The sequence below is a fragment of the Enterococcus sp. DIV0358 genome, assembly GCF_051713465.1.
Taxonomy (GTDB): domain Bacteria; phylum Bacillota; class Bacilli; order Lactobacillales; family Enterococcaceae; genus Enterococcus; species Enterococcus faecalis.
In genome coordinates this window covers 742,178-756,293 of sequence record NZ_JBIOPX010000001.1, presented here as the reverse complement: position 1 = coordinate 756,293, position 14,116 = coordinate 742,178, and the positions used below count along the sequence as shown (strand labels likewise).

General features: G+C 34.7%; 15 protein-coding genes and 3 pseudogenes. 7 read left to right on the top strand and 11 right to left on the bottom strand.

From position 1 onward, the window contains the following. Window positions 1-146: 146 nt before the first annotated feature. The 6 genes and pseudogenes from IGK70_RS03780 to IGK70_RS03755 all read right to left on the bottom strand — a co-directional run bounded on the left by IGK70_RS03780 (window position 147) and on the right by IGK70_RS03755 (window position 3,998). Window positions 147-1,592: pseudogene (locus IGK70_RS03780) on the bottom strand (glucosyltransferase domain-containing protein). A gap of 226 nt (window positions 1,593-1,818) precedes the next feature. Continuing rightward, window positions 1,819-2,139: a hypothetical protein gene (locus IGK70_RS03775; protein WP_010712137.1), complete on the bottom strand. Its 321-nt coding sequence runs from the start codon at window positions 2,137-2,139 to the stop codon at window positions 1,819-1,821. A gap of 91 nt (window positions 2,140-2,230) precedes the next feature. Further along, complete coding sequence (locus IGK70_RS03770; protein WP_010712136.1) at window positions 2,231-2,809, bottom strand: thermonuclease family protein; 579 nt, start codon at window positions 2,807-2,809, stop codon at window positions 2,231-2,233. Beyond that, on the bottom strand, window positions 2,706-2,972 hold the full coding sequence (locus IGK70_RS03765; RefSeq protein ID WP_220420462.1) for a hypothetical protein: 267 nt from the start codon (window positions 2,970-2,972) through the stop codon (window positions 2,706-2,708). The genes IGK70_RS03770 and IGK70_RS03765 overlap by 104 nt, the downstream gene beginning before the upstream one ends. 13 nt (window positions 2,973-2,985) lie before the next feature. Further along, window positions 2,986-3,438 (bottom strand): single-stranded DNA-binding protein, encoded by a 453-nt coding sequence (gene ssb / locus IGK70_RS03760; RefSeq protein WP_002393727.1) that lies wholly within the window; start codon window positions 3,436-3,438, stop codon window positions 2,986-2,988. 65 nt (window positions 3,439-3,503) lie between these two features. Then, window positions 3,504-3,998 carry a PcfR gene (locus IGK70_RS03755; RefSeq protein ID WP_220420449.1) on the bottom strand — a complete coding sequence of 165 codons (495 nt, stop codon included), beginning with the start codon at window positions 3,996-3,998 and terminating at the stop codon, window positions 3,504-3,506. Between the two features lie 54 nt (window positions 3,999-4,052). Here IGK70_RS03755 and IGK70_RS03750 point away from each other — a divergent pair, with 54 nt between their 5' ends. From IGK70_RS03750 to IGK70_RS03720, 7 genes and pseudogenes are all read left to right on the top strand, one after another. Further along, on the top strand, window positions 4,053-4,283 hold the full coding sequence (locus IGK70_RS03750) for a hypothetical protein (RefSeq protein WP_002360849.1): 231 nt from the start codon (window positions 4,053-4,055) through the stop codon (window positions 4,281-4,283). Between the two features lie 588 nt (window positions 4,284-4,871). Beyond that, entirely contained in the window at window positions 4,872-5,321 is a 450-nt protein-coding gene (locus IGK70_RS03745) for a hypothetical protein (protein ID WP_002367705.1), read from the top strand. A gap of 5 nt (window positions 5,322-5,326) precedes the next feature. Then, a complete protein-coding gene (locus tag IGK70_RS03740) occupies window positions 5,327-5,512 on the top strand; it encodes a hypothetical protein (protein ID WP_002360847.1) in 186 nt (61 codons plus the stop codon). After that, window positions 5,497-5,688 (top strand): DpnD/PcfM family protein, encoded by a 192-nt coding sequence (locus IGK70_RS03735; protein WP_220421732.1) that lies wholly within the window; start codon window positions 5,497-5,499, stop codon window positions 5,686-5,688. The genes IGK70_RS03740 and IGK70_RS03735 overlap by 16 nt, the downstream gene beginning before the upstream one ends. A 23-nt stretch (window positions 5,689-5,711) precedes the next feature. Then, window positions 5,712-6,260, top strand: coding sequence for a hypothetical protein (locus IGK70_RS03730; protein ID WP_002395037.1), 549 nt, complete (start codon window positions 5,712-5,714; stop codon window positions 6,258-6,260). Between the two features lie 142 nt (window positions 6,261-6,402). After that, window positions 6,403-7,176, top strand: coding sequence for a Cas9 inhibitor AcrIIA9 family protein (locus tag IGK70_RS03725; RefSeq protein WP_002393733.1), 774 nt, complete (start codon window positions 6,403-6,405; stop codon window positions 7,174-7,176). Beyond that, window positions 7,176-8,457, top strand: a pseudogene (locus IGK70_RS03720) (PcfJ domain-containing protein). The gene IGK70_RS03725 and the pseudogene IGK70_RS03720 overlap by 1 nt, the downstream one beginning before the upstream one ends. 517 nt (window positions 8,458-8,974) lie before the next feature. On the opposite strand, the gene IGK70_RS03715 reads toward IGK70_RS03720, so the two are convergent. From IGK70_RS03715 to IGK70_RS03695, 5 genes and pseudogenes are all read right to left on the bottom strand, one after another. After that, entirely contained in the window at window positions 8,975-9,325 is a 351-nt protein-coding gene (locus IGK70_RS03715; RefSeq protein ID WP_002390234.1) for a hypothetical protein, read from the bottom strand. Between the two features lie 32 nt (window positions 9,326-9,357). Further along, window positions 9,358-11,043 (bottom strand): relaxase/mobilization nuclease domain-containing protein, encoded by a 1,686-nt coding sequence (locus tag IGK70_RS03710; RefSeq protein ID WP_002395042.1) that lies wholly within the window; start codon window positions 11,041-11,043, stop codon window positions 9,358-9,360. Then, window positions 11,044-11,399, bottom strand: a pseudogene (locus IGK70_RS03705) (plasmid mobilization protein). Window positions 11,400-11,644: 245 nt separating this feature from the next. Further along, complete coding sequence (locus tag IGK70_RS03700; RefSeq protein ID WP_002395044.1) at window positions 11,645-11,917, bottom strand: LtrD; 273 nt, start codon at window positions 11,915-11,917, stop codon at window positions 11,645-11,647. A 32-nt stretch (window positions 11,918-11,949) separates the two neighbouring features. Next, the gene (locus tag IGK70_RS03695; RefSeq protein WP_220421730.1) at window positions 11,950-14,109 is read right to left on the bottom strand and encodes an ArdC-like ssDNA-binding domain-containing protein; all 2,160 of its coding nucleotides are present in this window, start codon (window positions 14,107-14,109) and stop codon (window positions 11,950-11,952) included. Window positions 14,110-14,116 lie beyond the last annotated feature (7 nt).

Genomic DNA, 14,116 nt, shown 5'->3' with positions numbered 1-14,116 from the left:
GCCTTTCATTTCTAACAAATACTCATAGAACTGAACGATCAATTCATTCAGTCTATAAGAAAATAGTTAAATCTGAAATAGCTATTTTTATTTTACAGTATCTACCTTGGCCTTTCAATTGCCTTGATATTACTTTTATTTCAAGATTATTTAACATGAACAAATACTTCTGAATCTTTTACATAAATGTCATGGTAATAATTAGATTTCATTAACTCACTTTCTTCTTTATTCAACGCGTTAATATCAAAGATCTCCATGTTCACTTTTAAACCAGTGTACGTTCTAAATAAAAACTGATTTGCCAATAAAGGGCTTCATTTGGTGGAACCAGTTCTTTTAATATAGGATAATTCTTCGAACTATTAACAAATACTGGCGAATCCTTAAATAAAGACGTACTATGCACGGTCACCGTGTCACGGTTCACTAGGTCTTTTAAATCATCGGCTAATATCATACTTTGTCGTTCAAAAGATTCCTTTTGGTGGCTTAACGCACTAGCATAAACAAATGTAAAAGATAAAAGGTAAACACAGAAAAGACAAACCGCTGTTTTTGACACATATCCTAGCACGTTTTTAGAAGTATTTGCCAAAGTAAGCATGATAATTGAAACTACAAAAAACTAAATCCATAGCCGTATCTAGGCGAAATTAACAAAAGCTTTTCCGGAAAGATTAAAAAGACGCCGTAACTCAAAATAGAGCCTAAAAATAGAAATAACACTGCGTATAAAAAGCTTTTAACAGGCGATACTTTCGCATTAAGAACAGTACTTAAAACAAAGAAAATTACTAGAATAAAAAACAAAAGTATCCATAGTTTTGTACTCTGCTCAGTTATTTTTGACAGATACATTTGACTATTTACCAGGATTGTTTTGGGTATATCCTTAACGCTCGCGATTGTTGTCATACCACCTCGCGTTGCTATTTCAGGATTAAATTTTGTTTCAATAAGATAAAGAAACATGGCGCTTATATAGCTAATCATAGCTACAATCGCTTTTTTAACGATTGATTGTCTAACAGCTGCTTCAGTGATAATGCTAACACCATCACGACATAGATCCCCGAAGACGCCTGATAAGTATTACACATCAAAAAAATGCTTAAAATAGAAACAACTAAAAATAAGACTTTATTTTTATTCCAAAATAGAAATGGAAGAACAGAAAATAAAAGGCTCAAAGACATGTAAGGACTGTCGAACCTGAAACTTAAATTTTGTAAAAACCAAGGATTAAAGCCAACCAACATGGCTGCTGTTAAAGCTAAAAGAGATAGCTTCTTATGAAAAGAGTAAACAATGATAATCCCTGTTACTGATACAATGAATCCAGAAAGAATATGCATCCATAACCCCATATCCGTAAGGTGTCTACTCCCTTGAACTAACCAAGAACCAATTTCGCTACCCCAACGAGAATAACTTCTTGCAAAGTCCGTATTGCCATCAATTTGCCTGCCTGTGTCATCAATATAAGGAAAATTGATTATTCCTATGCTTAAAACTAACACTTGACACATAACTACACTTGTAATTAACAGATTTTTATTGGCCATAAGCCAACTTTGAAACTTATTCATTTTTTCACTCCTCAATTTTTATTAAAATACCCCCTAAGAAAACGAACACCTTTTATATTTACACTAAACGGGTCCATATAATAATCTTACAGGGTTTTCAAACTAAAAACCACGTTTTTTTATCGTATAAAATATATAAGTAAAAAAAAGCAAATAATTTTTTATCTGCTTTTTTCTCTTTTTATACACATTTTTACTGCATAAGTCTTCTTCACTCACTTTCGATTTAAAAATATAAATTTATATGTTCAAAGACATCTCGTTTTTTGCTCGTTGTGTAGTTATCAAACCTGATAAACAACTCTTTCTTTACATTATTTTTTAAAAACTTAATGGAATATCCATACTTAAACCTGACTATTTTGATTGTATCTCTGCATATTTTTTTCAGTTCAACTTTGGTAAGTTCAATGCTAAAACTCATCACTATATCAGAAACACCATTCACCATTGCTGTTTTAGTAGACCAATCGTCATTACAATAATGTCCATAAAATTGATACCGTTTATCAATGTCTGAATCAAACAAACTTATTTGCTCGTTCATCTTTTTCACTCACTTTCTTTATTCTTCGCGAAATCCGATACAAACTCTTTTTTTATCGTTTAAATTTTGTTCTTACAGCTTTTCATATTCTTTATTTAAACCCTCTTTCAGTTACATATCCTGGTATGCTCCAAATTCCGAGTGACTCATTTTTAGCCTTTTCTTGTGCTTCCTCTAATTCTAGTAGATACTTAGTGTTAGGCTCTTTGACATAAGCCACTCGTGCTAAACCTTCACTCACAAGCGTTTTTTGTAGTAATGATCCATCTACAAAAATATACCCCAACACTCGTCCGTAACGATCTGTTTTATCGCCACTATCGTATTCAAAAGTAATCTCTGAAGCAGTAGACAAAAGTTCTTTTGTACGTTTACTAGCTTCCAAACCAAATGGCTGAACTTTTGTTTTCGGCTTTACAGTCTCGGGTGTATCTACTAATAAAAAGCGAACCTTTTGTTCTTTTCCGTCTATTCTTAACACTGTGGTATCTCCATCAACATGACGGACAAATTCAGCTGGTATACGATTATCGTTCGAAATAGTTTGAGTAAAATTACCAGTACCATCATTCGAAATATCTTGTGCTTTTTGTCCAAGACTTGCGCATCCTGATAATAGCAAAGTGGCTGCTGTTAGCAGTAGCCACTTTTTTCCAATAAATAGTTTCATTTCCTAACTCCCTAACTTTTTTCCGTTTTAAAGAATACTCAATTTTCTTTTTTTCTAACCTATCAAACGTTAATCCTTCAACAGCTCGTTCCCATTTTGTTTGTTGTGCTGTACGTTTCTTTGTACTGTCTGCATATATTTTTTGTAAATTTTCATTACCCATGAATCGATCCTCCTTAAAACGGTAAGTCATGATCTGAAATCTCAATAGAACTACCTTCTAAATCTGGAAAGGGTTGTTGCGTATTGCTTTCCTGCTGTCCAACTGGTGTAGGATTAGAAGCGTTAACACCACGTTGTTGACTAACTTCTTTTGACTCTAACAATTGGAAGCTTTCTACAACCACTTCTGTCACATAAATACGTTGTCCTTGTTGATTCTCATAGTTACGTGTTTGAAGTCTACCCACAAGACCAACCAATGTTCCTTTTCGTGTATAGTTTGCTAAAGTTTCTGCAGGTTTACGCCAAATCACACACTGAATATAGTCTGCTTCACGTTCACCATTTTGATTTGTAAAATTCCGGTTAACTGCTAGTGTAAAAGCCGCAACAGCTACACCACTTGACGTATAACGCAAATCACAATCTTTTGTAAGTCTTCCTACTAAAGTCACATTATTAATCATTTAAAAAACCTCTTTCTATTATTTTTTTAGAAGTGATAGCAACTGGTACTATCACTTCTAAATATTTACTGTTTTACTAAACCACCAAACATATTTTTAAACTTGATTTCACCAAACTCTGAAAGGAACGGATCCGTTTCGTTTAAGCCGTAAGTGTATTGGTAATTCTCTACAATACTTTGATAATCCATTTCCCAGTCCTCTTCATACGGAGATATATAAAACAAGTACAACATTGTTATATCCCCCATATACTTTTGTTCAATCGCATAGTATACAAGTATATTGTTTTTTTTCTCGATAATTTCGATTGCTTTTTTTCGTTCTTCGTTGATCCAATAGTTGGCGCCTAGATATGATTTTCCCGAAAAACTAATTTTTCCTTCCTCAATAAATTGTGCAATTGTTGGTTCATGAATACCTAAAATCTTCATTCTTTTTCTTGCTTCCATTTTCATTTTTTCTAAATTCAATTGAATCCCTCGTTTCTGTTTATCTTTATAATTATTATACCATACATTGTATACAATGCATAGTATAATAATGAGGAATATTGACAAATTTTGGTTTTTTATATACTATATTTTGTATAGTATATATAGGAGGGTAATTCAATGAAAGATCTTTCTCGTGAAGAAGTTTTAACTTATTTAGAAAACAATGTGGTAGATAAACAAGGTGCTGCAAAAATTACAGGCCAATCATTAAATGCCTTCACACAATCCGTAAAATTGAATGCAATTAAGCCTTACTTTGAAATTAAACATGTAAACGGTGAACGACCTACTGTACGCTTGTATCACGTAGACGATTTAAAGGAATACGCAAAAAATAAACGAAGATAAAAGAGAACTCCCTTCTTTTATTCCCGTTTATTTTTTTATATAAAATCCTTAGTTTATTTTATGACTATTCACTGAAAAATCGTCTTTCCATTTTTTCATACCTAATTACTTTGTTTAGTGTTTATTTCTATCTCGCTCCAACCGCCACCGCCGCTCGAAAGAAATGCCTTGCTAAAGCAAGGCAAAACAAAAGAAAGAACTAGCCGCTTTGCGTCTAGTTCTTTTAAGTGCATTAAAATTTCGCCTCTTTGGCTCATGCTTTTACGGACGTGTGTCCTCTCAATCGTTTTATGACCGCTCATTGTCGTATGTCCCGGTCAGTCGCTGTTTGTTACAGTATCATAGCCAGTCGAAAAGACAAGGGTATATGAACTCACTCCGTTCGCCCTTGTCTTTTCTTGGTGTCTATGATTCTTTCTCGGCACAGCAACCGACCGAAACATACTGGCGAAAATGAACAATCAAATCTAAAAACGAAAGGAGGATAGTGTCCCACGTCCTAGCATGAGCCAAAGAAGCGAACAGCTTCCCTCCCTCACGCCAGACAAAAATGGTTGCTCAAAAACAAAAAAATAAAGGAGAGAACCAATGAACAAAAAAGAAAATTTCATTAATAGCTTATCCATTAATCGTTATTTAAATAACGATTTAAAATCGCTAGATTTAGAAGAATGTTTAGATTTATTTAACACATTACGCTCTCAATGTTTTTTGATTGATGAAAATAATTTGTATTTTGATTGCATTGATTTTGAAACTGTAGAATATTATCTTCAAAAATTATTTTCAATAGAAAGTTTTTACGACTTTAGCAAAGTGTATATTGAATGTTTGTTACAAGGCGAAAATATTTTAGAAAAAGAATTTACTCTTTTTCATTCAGACGAAAAAATGACGGTAGGGCAGTTACTTCAACCTTTTGTAATTGTCGGTAACGGTATGACTTTAGGAGATTGCTTACCAATTTTAACTGCGTTAGAGGCGCAAAAAACACTGATAGAGATTACCAAAAATAATAGAATACCAGAAAGGAAGTAGTAAAAATGAACGACCCACAGCTAAAAAATCAGCTAGAGCAAGCACGTAAAGAATATCAGAAGTTAAATAAAGCCATTCTTGAAAATGATACGCCTACATTGTTACTAAACTATGGTTGTCTGAAAAATGCCAATAATCGTTTGAATCAGTTAGCATTCTTTTTAAATCACATTGAATGGAAGGACGTATAAATATGGCAGAAAAAAAGAAAAAATACTGTGTGACAATTGTTGAAACCTTAGAGGTAGCTGTTTCTGTATTTGCTGAAAGCGAAGAACACGCACATGAATTGGTTTCTAACATGTATTACGACCAAGAAATTATCTTGACAGAAGATAATCACGAAGCAACAGAGTTTATCATTTAAAACAACGAAAGAGGAGAGCTTTTATGGGAACACGAACAGCAATTTTTAAAGAACAAGCAGACGGAACGTATCAAGGCATATATTGTCACTGGGACGGTTATATAGAGGGCGTAGGCGCTGTTTTATATGAACATTACCAAGACCCTGAAAAAATTCAAAAAGTTATCAATCAGAAAAAAGGCCTGTCCTGTTTAGGTGTGAAAGAAAACGTACTTTACGAATACGACAATGTCGGCTGTCGGGAACTAACTTGTTGTGGTTGGCACGAGTTTTGTCTATATGTTCGACCAGAAACAGAAATGTATCTTGCACAATCATTAGAAGAAATAAGAGAACAACAATACCTCACGCTAACTGACCTTGACCGAATTGACGGTTGGACGGAACTCGTTGAAGGGAAAGTAACCTTTACACCTTATCGTGGCTCTGATAACAACGGCTATTTATATGCACAACGTCAGTCTGGAGAGTGGCTAGTAAGTACTATGAATTGCAATGGAGATATGAAAGATTTTGAACCATTATCAAAGTATTTCCACGAAAAAAAGACAAAAAAAGAAACCTTTTGCTAACGACAAAAGATTTCTAATAGGACTTTACTTGAATTACTAACCGTAGTTCAAGTATAACGTACCGACTGACCTTTGACAAGCGAAAATTTGCTCCCCTCTTACATATGTAAGAGGGGAAGCTTAAAAGAAACGAGGGAACGTTATGGACTTTCAAAATATACAAACCGTAAAAGAATTGATACACGCACTTAAACAATACAATCAAAATCTAGCAACCACTATTTTTGACGACACACAAGGCTACATCAGTGTAGCTTTCAGAAAAGAAAGTATTGAAAGAAACGGAAAAACCTTCCAGTTTTTATGTTTCTATCCTAATTATGAAGTAGCTCTTTATCCAGTCGTGACGTTGCTTTCTTATCTTGAAAAGCTACCAGAACAAGCCACCATTGCGATTAAAAACCCAGACGGCAACTATTCTTCCCTTTATCTAACAATTGACGAAACAATAGACCAAGGGAATAAATACAAGTGGCTAGTAATTAGTGACAAACTTTCTTATGAACGCTTTTTCCTAACAAGTACATTGACTGCACAAGAACAAGCACTCGAAAAAATGCTAAAAGAACTAGAAACCGAGCATGACAATACAGTCGAATATATCCATAATTGGCTATGCAAACAAAATGATGAATTCCTTTTTCAAGGTATTCTAAAGGAAGATAGAACCATAAAAGGCGCTGTCACTTACTGCATGGGAAAAGCCAAAGAACAAGCAGAAAACCAAACAAGTGCTATGGTGCCCGACGAGGTAGCATTTCGTTGGATAAAGGAATATTTCATGCTTGAAAAACTACCCGAAATGAAAGTCATCGGAAAAGTAATGACGACTACCAAAAAGCAACCGGCAAAAAAAGAAGAGCCTAAACCTCAAAGAAAAGAGGTGGACGAACAAATTAAATTGTTCGAGTTGTAATGAATATGAATCGGGAAATACAAAAACCACTAGCCCCACCCAAAGCATTTTTTGATTGGTGTACGTCACAAATACCCACCTATGAATGGAAAAACAAAGGCCTCAAGGCTCTCTTATCCTACAAAATTTTATTCATTCGGTATTATCCTTATCAGTAAAAAACGAATAGAAATTCAAACGTATAGCTATTGGCACACGATAAAGGACGGTAAAGAAACGCTTATTTATGAACAGTCAAACTTTGAGCGTTTTTCAAACGATACCCACCTCAAAGCCCATTACAACTATGGCGACTGGTATGAGGGCTTGTTGTCAAATTATGGTTTTATGAGCAGTGCTTATACAAATACAGTATTCTATCCAAATAACTGGCAAGAAAAACTAACCACTGTATCGGAATTAAAGTACTTACAGTTACCTGAAATAGAACGTCAAGAACTAGCTCATATTTACAAATACCGAAACGAAATTGAGTTTTTACAAAAGATAGGTGCCACAACCTTAGCGAATGAAATCATTTTTGACGACTATCGCAACGTTTTTGGACTGTATTTTCATAAAGCAGATATGAGAGTAATTACTAAGAAATGGCTAAAAGCGAATAAACAAAAATTAAAAACAAGAAATCCAACCTTTCATGAATTCATGTTAGAAAAAACGTTAAAAGAGCGAAATGCGCCTATGATAAACGAAATAGAAAAGTACGTGCATTATTCGCAAATTAAGCAACTACCGAAAGAAGTGAACTTAACAAAGTTTCAAAAGTGGTTTATACGAAAGGGCGAACGTTTTGACTATTATATGGACTACTTACACATGTTGGAGGAATTAGACACTCCACTCAATGATGACACGGTTCTTTACCCAGAGAATTTACAAGTAGCCCATGATAATGCTGTGAATACGTTGAATCTTCTGAAAAGCGAGATTGAGGAAAAAGAGTACGAAGAAAGGAAAAAGCAAATCAAAGTGTTTGAAGCAGAGATTGACGACTTGCTTTTTCTCACACCTCACTCATTGCAAGAGATTGTACAAGAGGGAAGTATTTTACACCACTGTGTGGGAAGTCAACGTTATCTAGAGCAACATAAACAGGGGGCAACAACGATTGTATTTATCCGGAAAAAAGAAGAGCCAAATTTGCCTTACTTCACATTAGAGTACCGAAATCAACAGGTTACACAAATACAAGGAAAACGTAACCGTCAGGAAGTACCAGAAAAGATAAAACAAGCAGTCAGACAATGGCAAGAGAATTTACAGCACGCCTTGTCATCATAATATAAGAAAAACCTGATACTCGCTAAAAGCGAGTATCTTCTTGATTAGAAATCAAGAAAAGAGCGTTTTTTTCAGCGCGCCAAACTCCCACCGCCACCGCCGTTAAGGCGCGCTGAAAAAAAAAGAAAGGCTTCCGCCTTTCTTCTTGTAGAGAATGTGTTATAATAAACATGTAAAGAGGACGTACTAGTCATACGCCCTCATGATAGCACCGTTTAAGACGGTGACCGATAGTTAAATATTTTTACAAAAAATAACCAAACTCGGCTAAAGTTGACGGTTATTTTTTGTTGTTTTTATCACTAATTTTTAGAATTAATGTCGCAAAAGTAATCGCAAACATTAACGCTTCAAAAATAGTCAAAGCTAGTCCTTTCTAGGAGTATAGCCAAAAATCAACATAGGCAATCACCCCTTTTTCAGAGATTAGCCACCGTCATAAACCTTTACTATCTCGTATATTATACCATAAAACGCCTTGGCTTTTTTAAGTTAAGGCGTTTTAGCATAGGATCAATTATTCAGCCCACAGTTTACTTGGTACCCTGCTCAACCAATTAGAAAAATCCAGAAACCAACTGCCTAAGTCTTCGTTCCACGCAGCTAGATAATGGAAAAATAGAACGATCAATCCAAATAAAAGCCAAGCAATCCAACTTGCCCATTCCATTCTAAGTTCTTCAGTTGTTAAAATCACAATCGGGTAAACTAAAAAAATAAAAGCTAAAATTCGAGCAACGATTAGTATTAAAGTGGTAGTAAAACCACTAGTAAGAATCGTTAACAGTCCAATGTAACGGAAAAGAATACGTAGAATAAAACAGGGTAAAAATAACACTACAGACAATCCTCGTTTCAAAATAAGCATAAAACTCTCCTTTCATTCCTTAACAATTGTTTTTATAATTTTGGTTTGACATTATTTTGGTTTGTGGTTTCTTTTTTTTGTACAGCTTGAATTTCATGAAGTTGATTGATTTCATTTCGCGTTCGTTCCAATTTATTCTCTAACAGAGATTGACTGGTTTTAATTGCTTCTATTTCCCCTCGAACATCTTCATAAGAAAATTCCGCAAGTGTTGCGTCCGGTAACAATGTTTTCAATTTTTTCTGAATTAACTCTGGATCTCCCTGCAGTTCATTTTCTAATAAGAGGTTACTTAATTGGTGCAGCTCTAACATCTTCTCGTCAAGAGTCTCTAAAGTTTTTTCTGCTTCAAGAAAAGCAACTTCTAATTTTTCTTCTAATAATTTTAGTTGTCTTGTGTCCTCGATTTCATTCGCCGCTAAAAAGTTAATGGCACTAACTAATTCATCAATGGTTTGCATCACAGGTTCTCTTTTCAGTGGTGTTTGTCCATTATACAGTCGTAATTGTTTAATCAACGAAGCCCCTGTTAAGTATTTACTTTTAGTAGCATCCTTGTCGCTCATAAAATAAAAATACTCATTTCTTTTAATATAGATATTGTAATTACCGTTGTCTAATGGATCAACCTTATACCCTCCTACAAAGAGCTTTCCAGAATTGCCATAGCCATAATCGATATTTATATAATATCCTCTTTCTGTTTTGTGAGACAGTTGCCATGGTTCTATTGTAAATTGATAGTCAAAATTATTTTTTTCTTGTTCATTTTTTTCTTCGTATCTTTTGACACATTCTTCCACTGTTAGAACGTTTTTATTTTCTTTCAATCGTTCAATAATCTTTTCATAATTATATCTAGTGGGGTCACTTTTTGACAAGCTTCGACTACGAGTATTTTTTATTTGTGGTTCGTCAAGCAATCGATAGGTCGTCCACTTATTAGAAAAGTCTGCCGATAAATTCAAAGCTTCTGCTTTTTCTAGGAAGTCATTAATTGAAGAACTTTGTTCTAATAAAAAGTCTAAACGACTTTTTATTTTTTGTTTATAAATGGACTCTGTTTGCCATTTTGTATATTTTGTATGAGTTTGCTTCGGTGATTTTTCAATAATTTTTGCGCCTTCCTTCGCTGCAATCTTATCCGAAATTTGTTCAAAGACTCTTTTGGTTCCTTTTTGCCAGCGAAAGGCTTTACCTGTTTTTAAGTTGGTTGAACTAAAAATAATATGATTGTGTAAATGTTCTTTGTCGACATGTGTGGCGATCACAAATTCATACTCTCCACCTGTCAATTCCATCACCGTGTTGTACCCTATTTCATGTATTTTTTCTGGCGTTAAATCATCTTCTGGAGAAAAGGATTGGATTAAATGGTGTGCTAAAACGGCGTTGCCTTTTTCTAATTCTGTTAACGTTGGCGGAAGCAATCGTTCTGATTTTGGATCGAATGTGTACCCGATTTTTCGTTGAATTGCTGCTTGTAATTTTGTTAATTTAAATTCTTCATAAGGATTTGTTGGATCCACAATGCCATGACCAGAAACTAATTTTTTCATGTATGTCTTATCGTCATTCACAATATATTGAAATAAATGTTCCAAGTGTTCAGACGGATTATCATTCGTGACTTCAGTTTTTTCTGCATTCTCAATATATGAGCAAGCATTGTTTAATTTATCAAATGTATGAATAACAAAATGTTTTGTATACACCATTTACGATTGTTCCTTTCTCTTTATTAATTTGTTTAATTCGCTCTGAACCAGCGCATTTAAACTCTGTACTTTATCGGTCAAATCTTTAATATCTTCAGACGAAATTTCATTAAACTGATTAGCAAGACGGGCCATTTGATTAATATTAATGCCAATTTTATGAATTTCGGTAGTTAGTCTGTTGAGTTCGGAATAGTCAACGTGGCGAATCTCTCCTTGAATCAAAAGGTGCAAGGCAAAATTTTGAAAGTTTGGAAAGAAACTTTCAAAATTTTTCGATTGATTAATTCATTTTCTTCTTTTGAAAAACGTATTTTTCTTTGAATAGGTCGTTTTAGCTTTTGTTTATTCTCCATAATTATTTCTTCTTTCTTTTACATAATAAGTAGTCTCCTTAGTTTGACAATTGGTTGTACCCAAGGGTAGGCTTTCTTTTTGCAAGCGGAGCAACATGGTACCATGTTGCGATATTTTGAATGACCCCTACCAAAAATACTGGTAGGAGTCGTTCAAATTTTTGGGGTTCCCCCAATCCCCATCGCTACACTTTGACATTTATTGACGTTTAGACTTACCATTTTTGACCTTTATTTTTTCTTTCCTATTGATAAGGGGCTAATAACTCATCCAGAAAGACCAAATACGAGTCATTTCCTTTCAACTTTCGTAAATAAGTGGCTGCTTCTTCGTAAGGAAATAAATCAATTTCTAATTCTTTTTCTTTAAAATCATGAATCAACGTATCCAGTTCTTTTAGCACCGTTCCTTTTGATTTTTCTTTCTTTTTCTGGTGGACTCTTGGTTGGTCACTAAGCGGGTCTGCCAAGAAAAATTGTGTCAGAATAAATTTACTTTCGTCCGTTAATTGGTCCATTTTGTTTTCTCCTTTTCTCTTATTATTTGTTTTTAAAATCGAGTAGAATTTGCTATTTGAGCAGAAATTCTTGGTTCATTTTGTTGCCTTTTTTGCTCGTTAGCTTGGGACTTTCCCACTTCAGTTTCTTTTTTCTTCGCATTCAATAAACGTTCTTCAAATTTATTTTGGGGAAGTTGAATGCCTTTTTCTATGGATAAAGCATGGTCGGCTTTTTCAATTAGCGTGCGCGCCTCTTTCATGATCGTTTCTAACGATTGCGTAAATTCTTCTAACTTTTCTCCTTGCTTCGTCCAAGAAGAAAGATAACCAAAAGAATACGAGGACGTATCCAGCCCTAAGTGACGGGAGACAATATAGGCAACTGATTCCGCTTCAAATTCTTGTCGAGAATAAACGTCATCTCCAAATATCGCTTGCGAATCTGGGTGAAGCATGGCATGCGTCATTTCATGAAGTAAGACTTTTAAAGTCATCACTTCTCCTAAATGTTGTTGGAGGACAATTTCTTTTTTCGTTGGATCATAATACCCATTCGCACCACTTGCAATAGACGTGACAGTTACTGGAACTGGGCAAATCTCAACTAACGCATTGTAAGTTCTGGTGAATGTTTTACCGTCGCTAAGATTCTCTTCCAGATTATAAACAAGCTGTGGCAACTCTGCGCCGGTCGTTTGTTCTACATCAAAGACAGGCGTTAAAAAATAGCGCGTCTCTTTGACAATTTCTCCATTTTCATCCGTAACTTTTTTCCCGTTCTTATCGACTTTATCTTTAAAATAAGGGGCATACACATACAGTGCTTTGCTGCCTTTTTTTACTTGACGATCTAACTTTTTCCACGCATTGTAACCAGCTACACGACGTATGTTTGGATTTTGTGCCAACAACAAACGAATATTTTTTGACGAATATTTATGAAATTTTGAAGCAAAATCTAAATAGTTTTTAAACGTATCACTTGTTAAATACTCTTTGATCCCGTCGTTCAAATGCTGCGATAATTTTTTATAATCTTTCTTTTTAATTATCTCTTCCAAGGTGATTTCTGGTTGGCTTTTTTGCTTCATTTGTGTTTTTTCAGACATTTCTTTATTCCTTTCTCTGGATCGTTTTTTTGCTTCTTGACGCTTTAATTTTGCTTCTTTTTTCTTTGTTTCATTCTTTGTTTGCTTTAAAATATCGTTCCAATCTGTTTTACTTTTTCCTTCAATTAGTTTAGGTTGGTCAAGAGTAATTGGACACCAGTTATTTGAAAATTGTTGAATAAATTTCTTCCCTGCTTCGTCATTATCTACAGCCAAAACAAGTTGGACTTTTTCCGTTGTTAGTTTCGACTTTTCTAATTGTTCAAGAACGGTTGGCTTTTCTTCCTCTTTGACATAAGAGCCAATTTCATTGGCAATAAGCGTAGATACTGCGCCCTTTTTAAGTCCATTCGCACAAAATAATACCGCATCTCCAATCGTCTCTTTTTTTAATTCGTAATAACTCATGAGATCTATAGGCGCTTCAAAAACAATGATTTTGATTGGCTTTTCTGACGTAGCTTCTGCAATTTTTGGTGGATACCCTACACGAACAGTCAACCCATAATAGCCATTTCCCCAGACACGCTTTAACCGTCCTCGTTCACCATGTAGCTTCTTATTTTCCCAAATACCTTGTAAGGCAACGCCTTTAATTTTTTCTTCAAGACCAACGTGCTTGAAGACTATTACTGGTTCACTTTGTCCGGTCTCTTTATCTGTATACGTGGATTGTGCCATGAGGTTTTGTTCAAAAAAGAAATCAATCGTTTCTTTTGATAACTTACGTTCCTGAAGCAAGTAATCAATGGTGGCATTTTGTTGTGTATGTTCTTTCATATAATAATGAAAGTTCGTCGGAGTAGGTTCTTTCAACGTTTCAATAGCCCCTGCTTCTACAGTCTGTAAATACTGCAATGCTTCAGCGTGTGTACACTCTTTTATCACTTGAACAAGCTTGATACTCCCACCACCAACTTGGCGAGAGTTCCAATAAAAAGCATTCTTCTTAGGGGTTAAAACAAAACTATCGTGCTCTGACCAGGTATAACTTTGTCCCTGTCGTACAAGTGTTATTCCTAAACTTTCTGCGACATCCACAATACTTTTTTGTTCAATTTCTTCTAACACTTTTTGTCGTTGTGCATGTGTCATTGGCATTTTCTGT

Coding starts and splice junctions, on each gene's coding strand:
- IGK70_RS03715 (WP_002390234.1), bottom strand. CDS start 9,325: ATGCTTATTTTGAAACGAGGATTGTCTGTAGTGTTATTTTTACCCTGT.
- IGK70_RS03745 (WP_002367705.1), top strand. CDS start 4,872: ATGAACAAAAAAGAAAATTTCATTAATAGCTTATCCATTAATCGTTAT.
- IGK70_RS03725 (WP_002393733.1), top strand. CDS start 6,403: ATGGACTTTCAAAATATACAAACCGTAAAAGAATTGATACACGCACTT.
- IGK70_RS03770 (WP_010712136.1), bottom strand. CDS start 2,809: ATGAAACTATTTATTGGAAAAAAGTGGCTACTGCTAACAGCAGCCACT.
- IGK70_RS03775 (WP_010712137.1), bottom strand. CDS start 2,139: ATGAACGAGCAAATAAGTTTGTTTGATTCAGACATTGATAAACGGTAT.
- IGK70_RS03695 (WP_220421730.1), bottom strand. CDS start 14,109: ATGCCAATGACACATGCACAACGACAAAAAGTGTTAGAAGAAATTGAA.
- IGK70_RS03710 (WP_002395042.1), bottom strand. CDS start 11,043: ATGGTGTATACAAAACATTTTGTTATTCATACATTTGATAAATTAAAC.
- IGK70_RS03700 (WP_002395044.1), bottom strand. CDS start 11,917: ATGGACCAATTAACGGACGAAAGTAAATTTATTCTGACACAATTTTTC.
- IGK70_RS03750 (WP_002360849.1), top strand. CDS start 4,053: ATGAAAGATCTTTCTCGTGAAGAAGTTTTAACTTATTTAGAAAACAAT.
- ssb (WP_002393727.1), bottom strand. CDS start 3,438: ATGATTAATAATGTGACTTTAGTAGGAAGACTTACAAAAGATTGTGAT.
- IGK70_RS03740 (WP_002360847.1), top strand. CDS start 5,327: ATGAACGACCCACAGCTAAAAAATCAGCTAGAGCAAGCACGTAAAGAA.
- IGK70_RS03735 (WP_220421732.1), top strand. CDS start 5,497: ATGGAAGGACGTATAAATATGGCAGAAAAAAAGAAAAAATACTGTGTG.
- IGK70_RS03765 (WP_220420462.1), bottom strand. CDS start 2,972: ATGGGTAATGAAAATTTACAAAAAATATATGCAGACAGTACAAAGAAA.
- IGK70_RS03730 (WP_002395037.1), top strand. CDS start 5,712: ATGGGAACACGAACAGCAATTTTTAAAGAACAAGCAGACGGAACGTAT.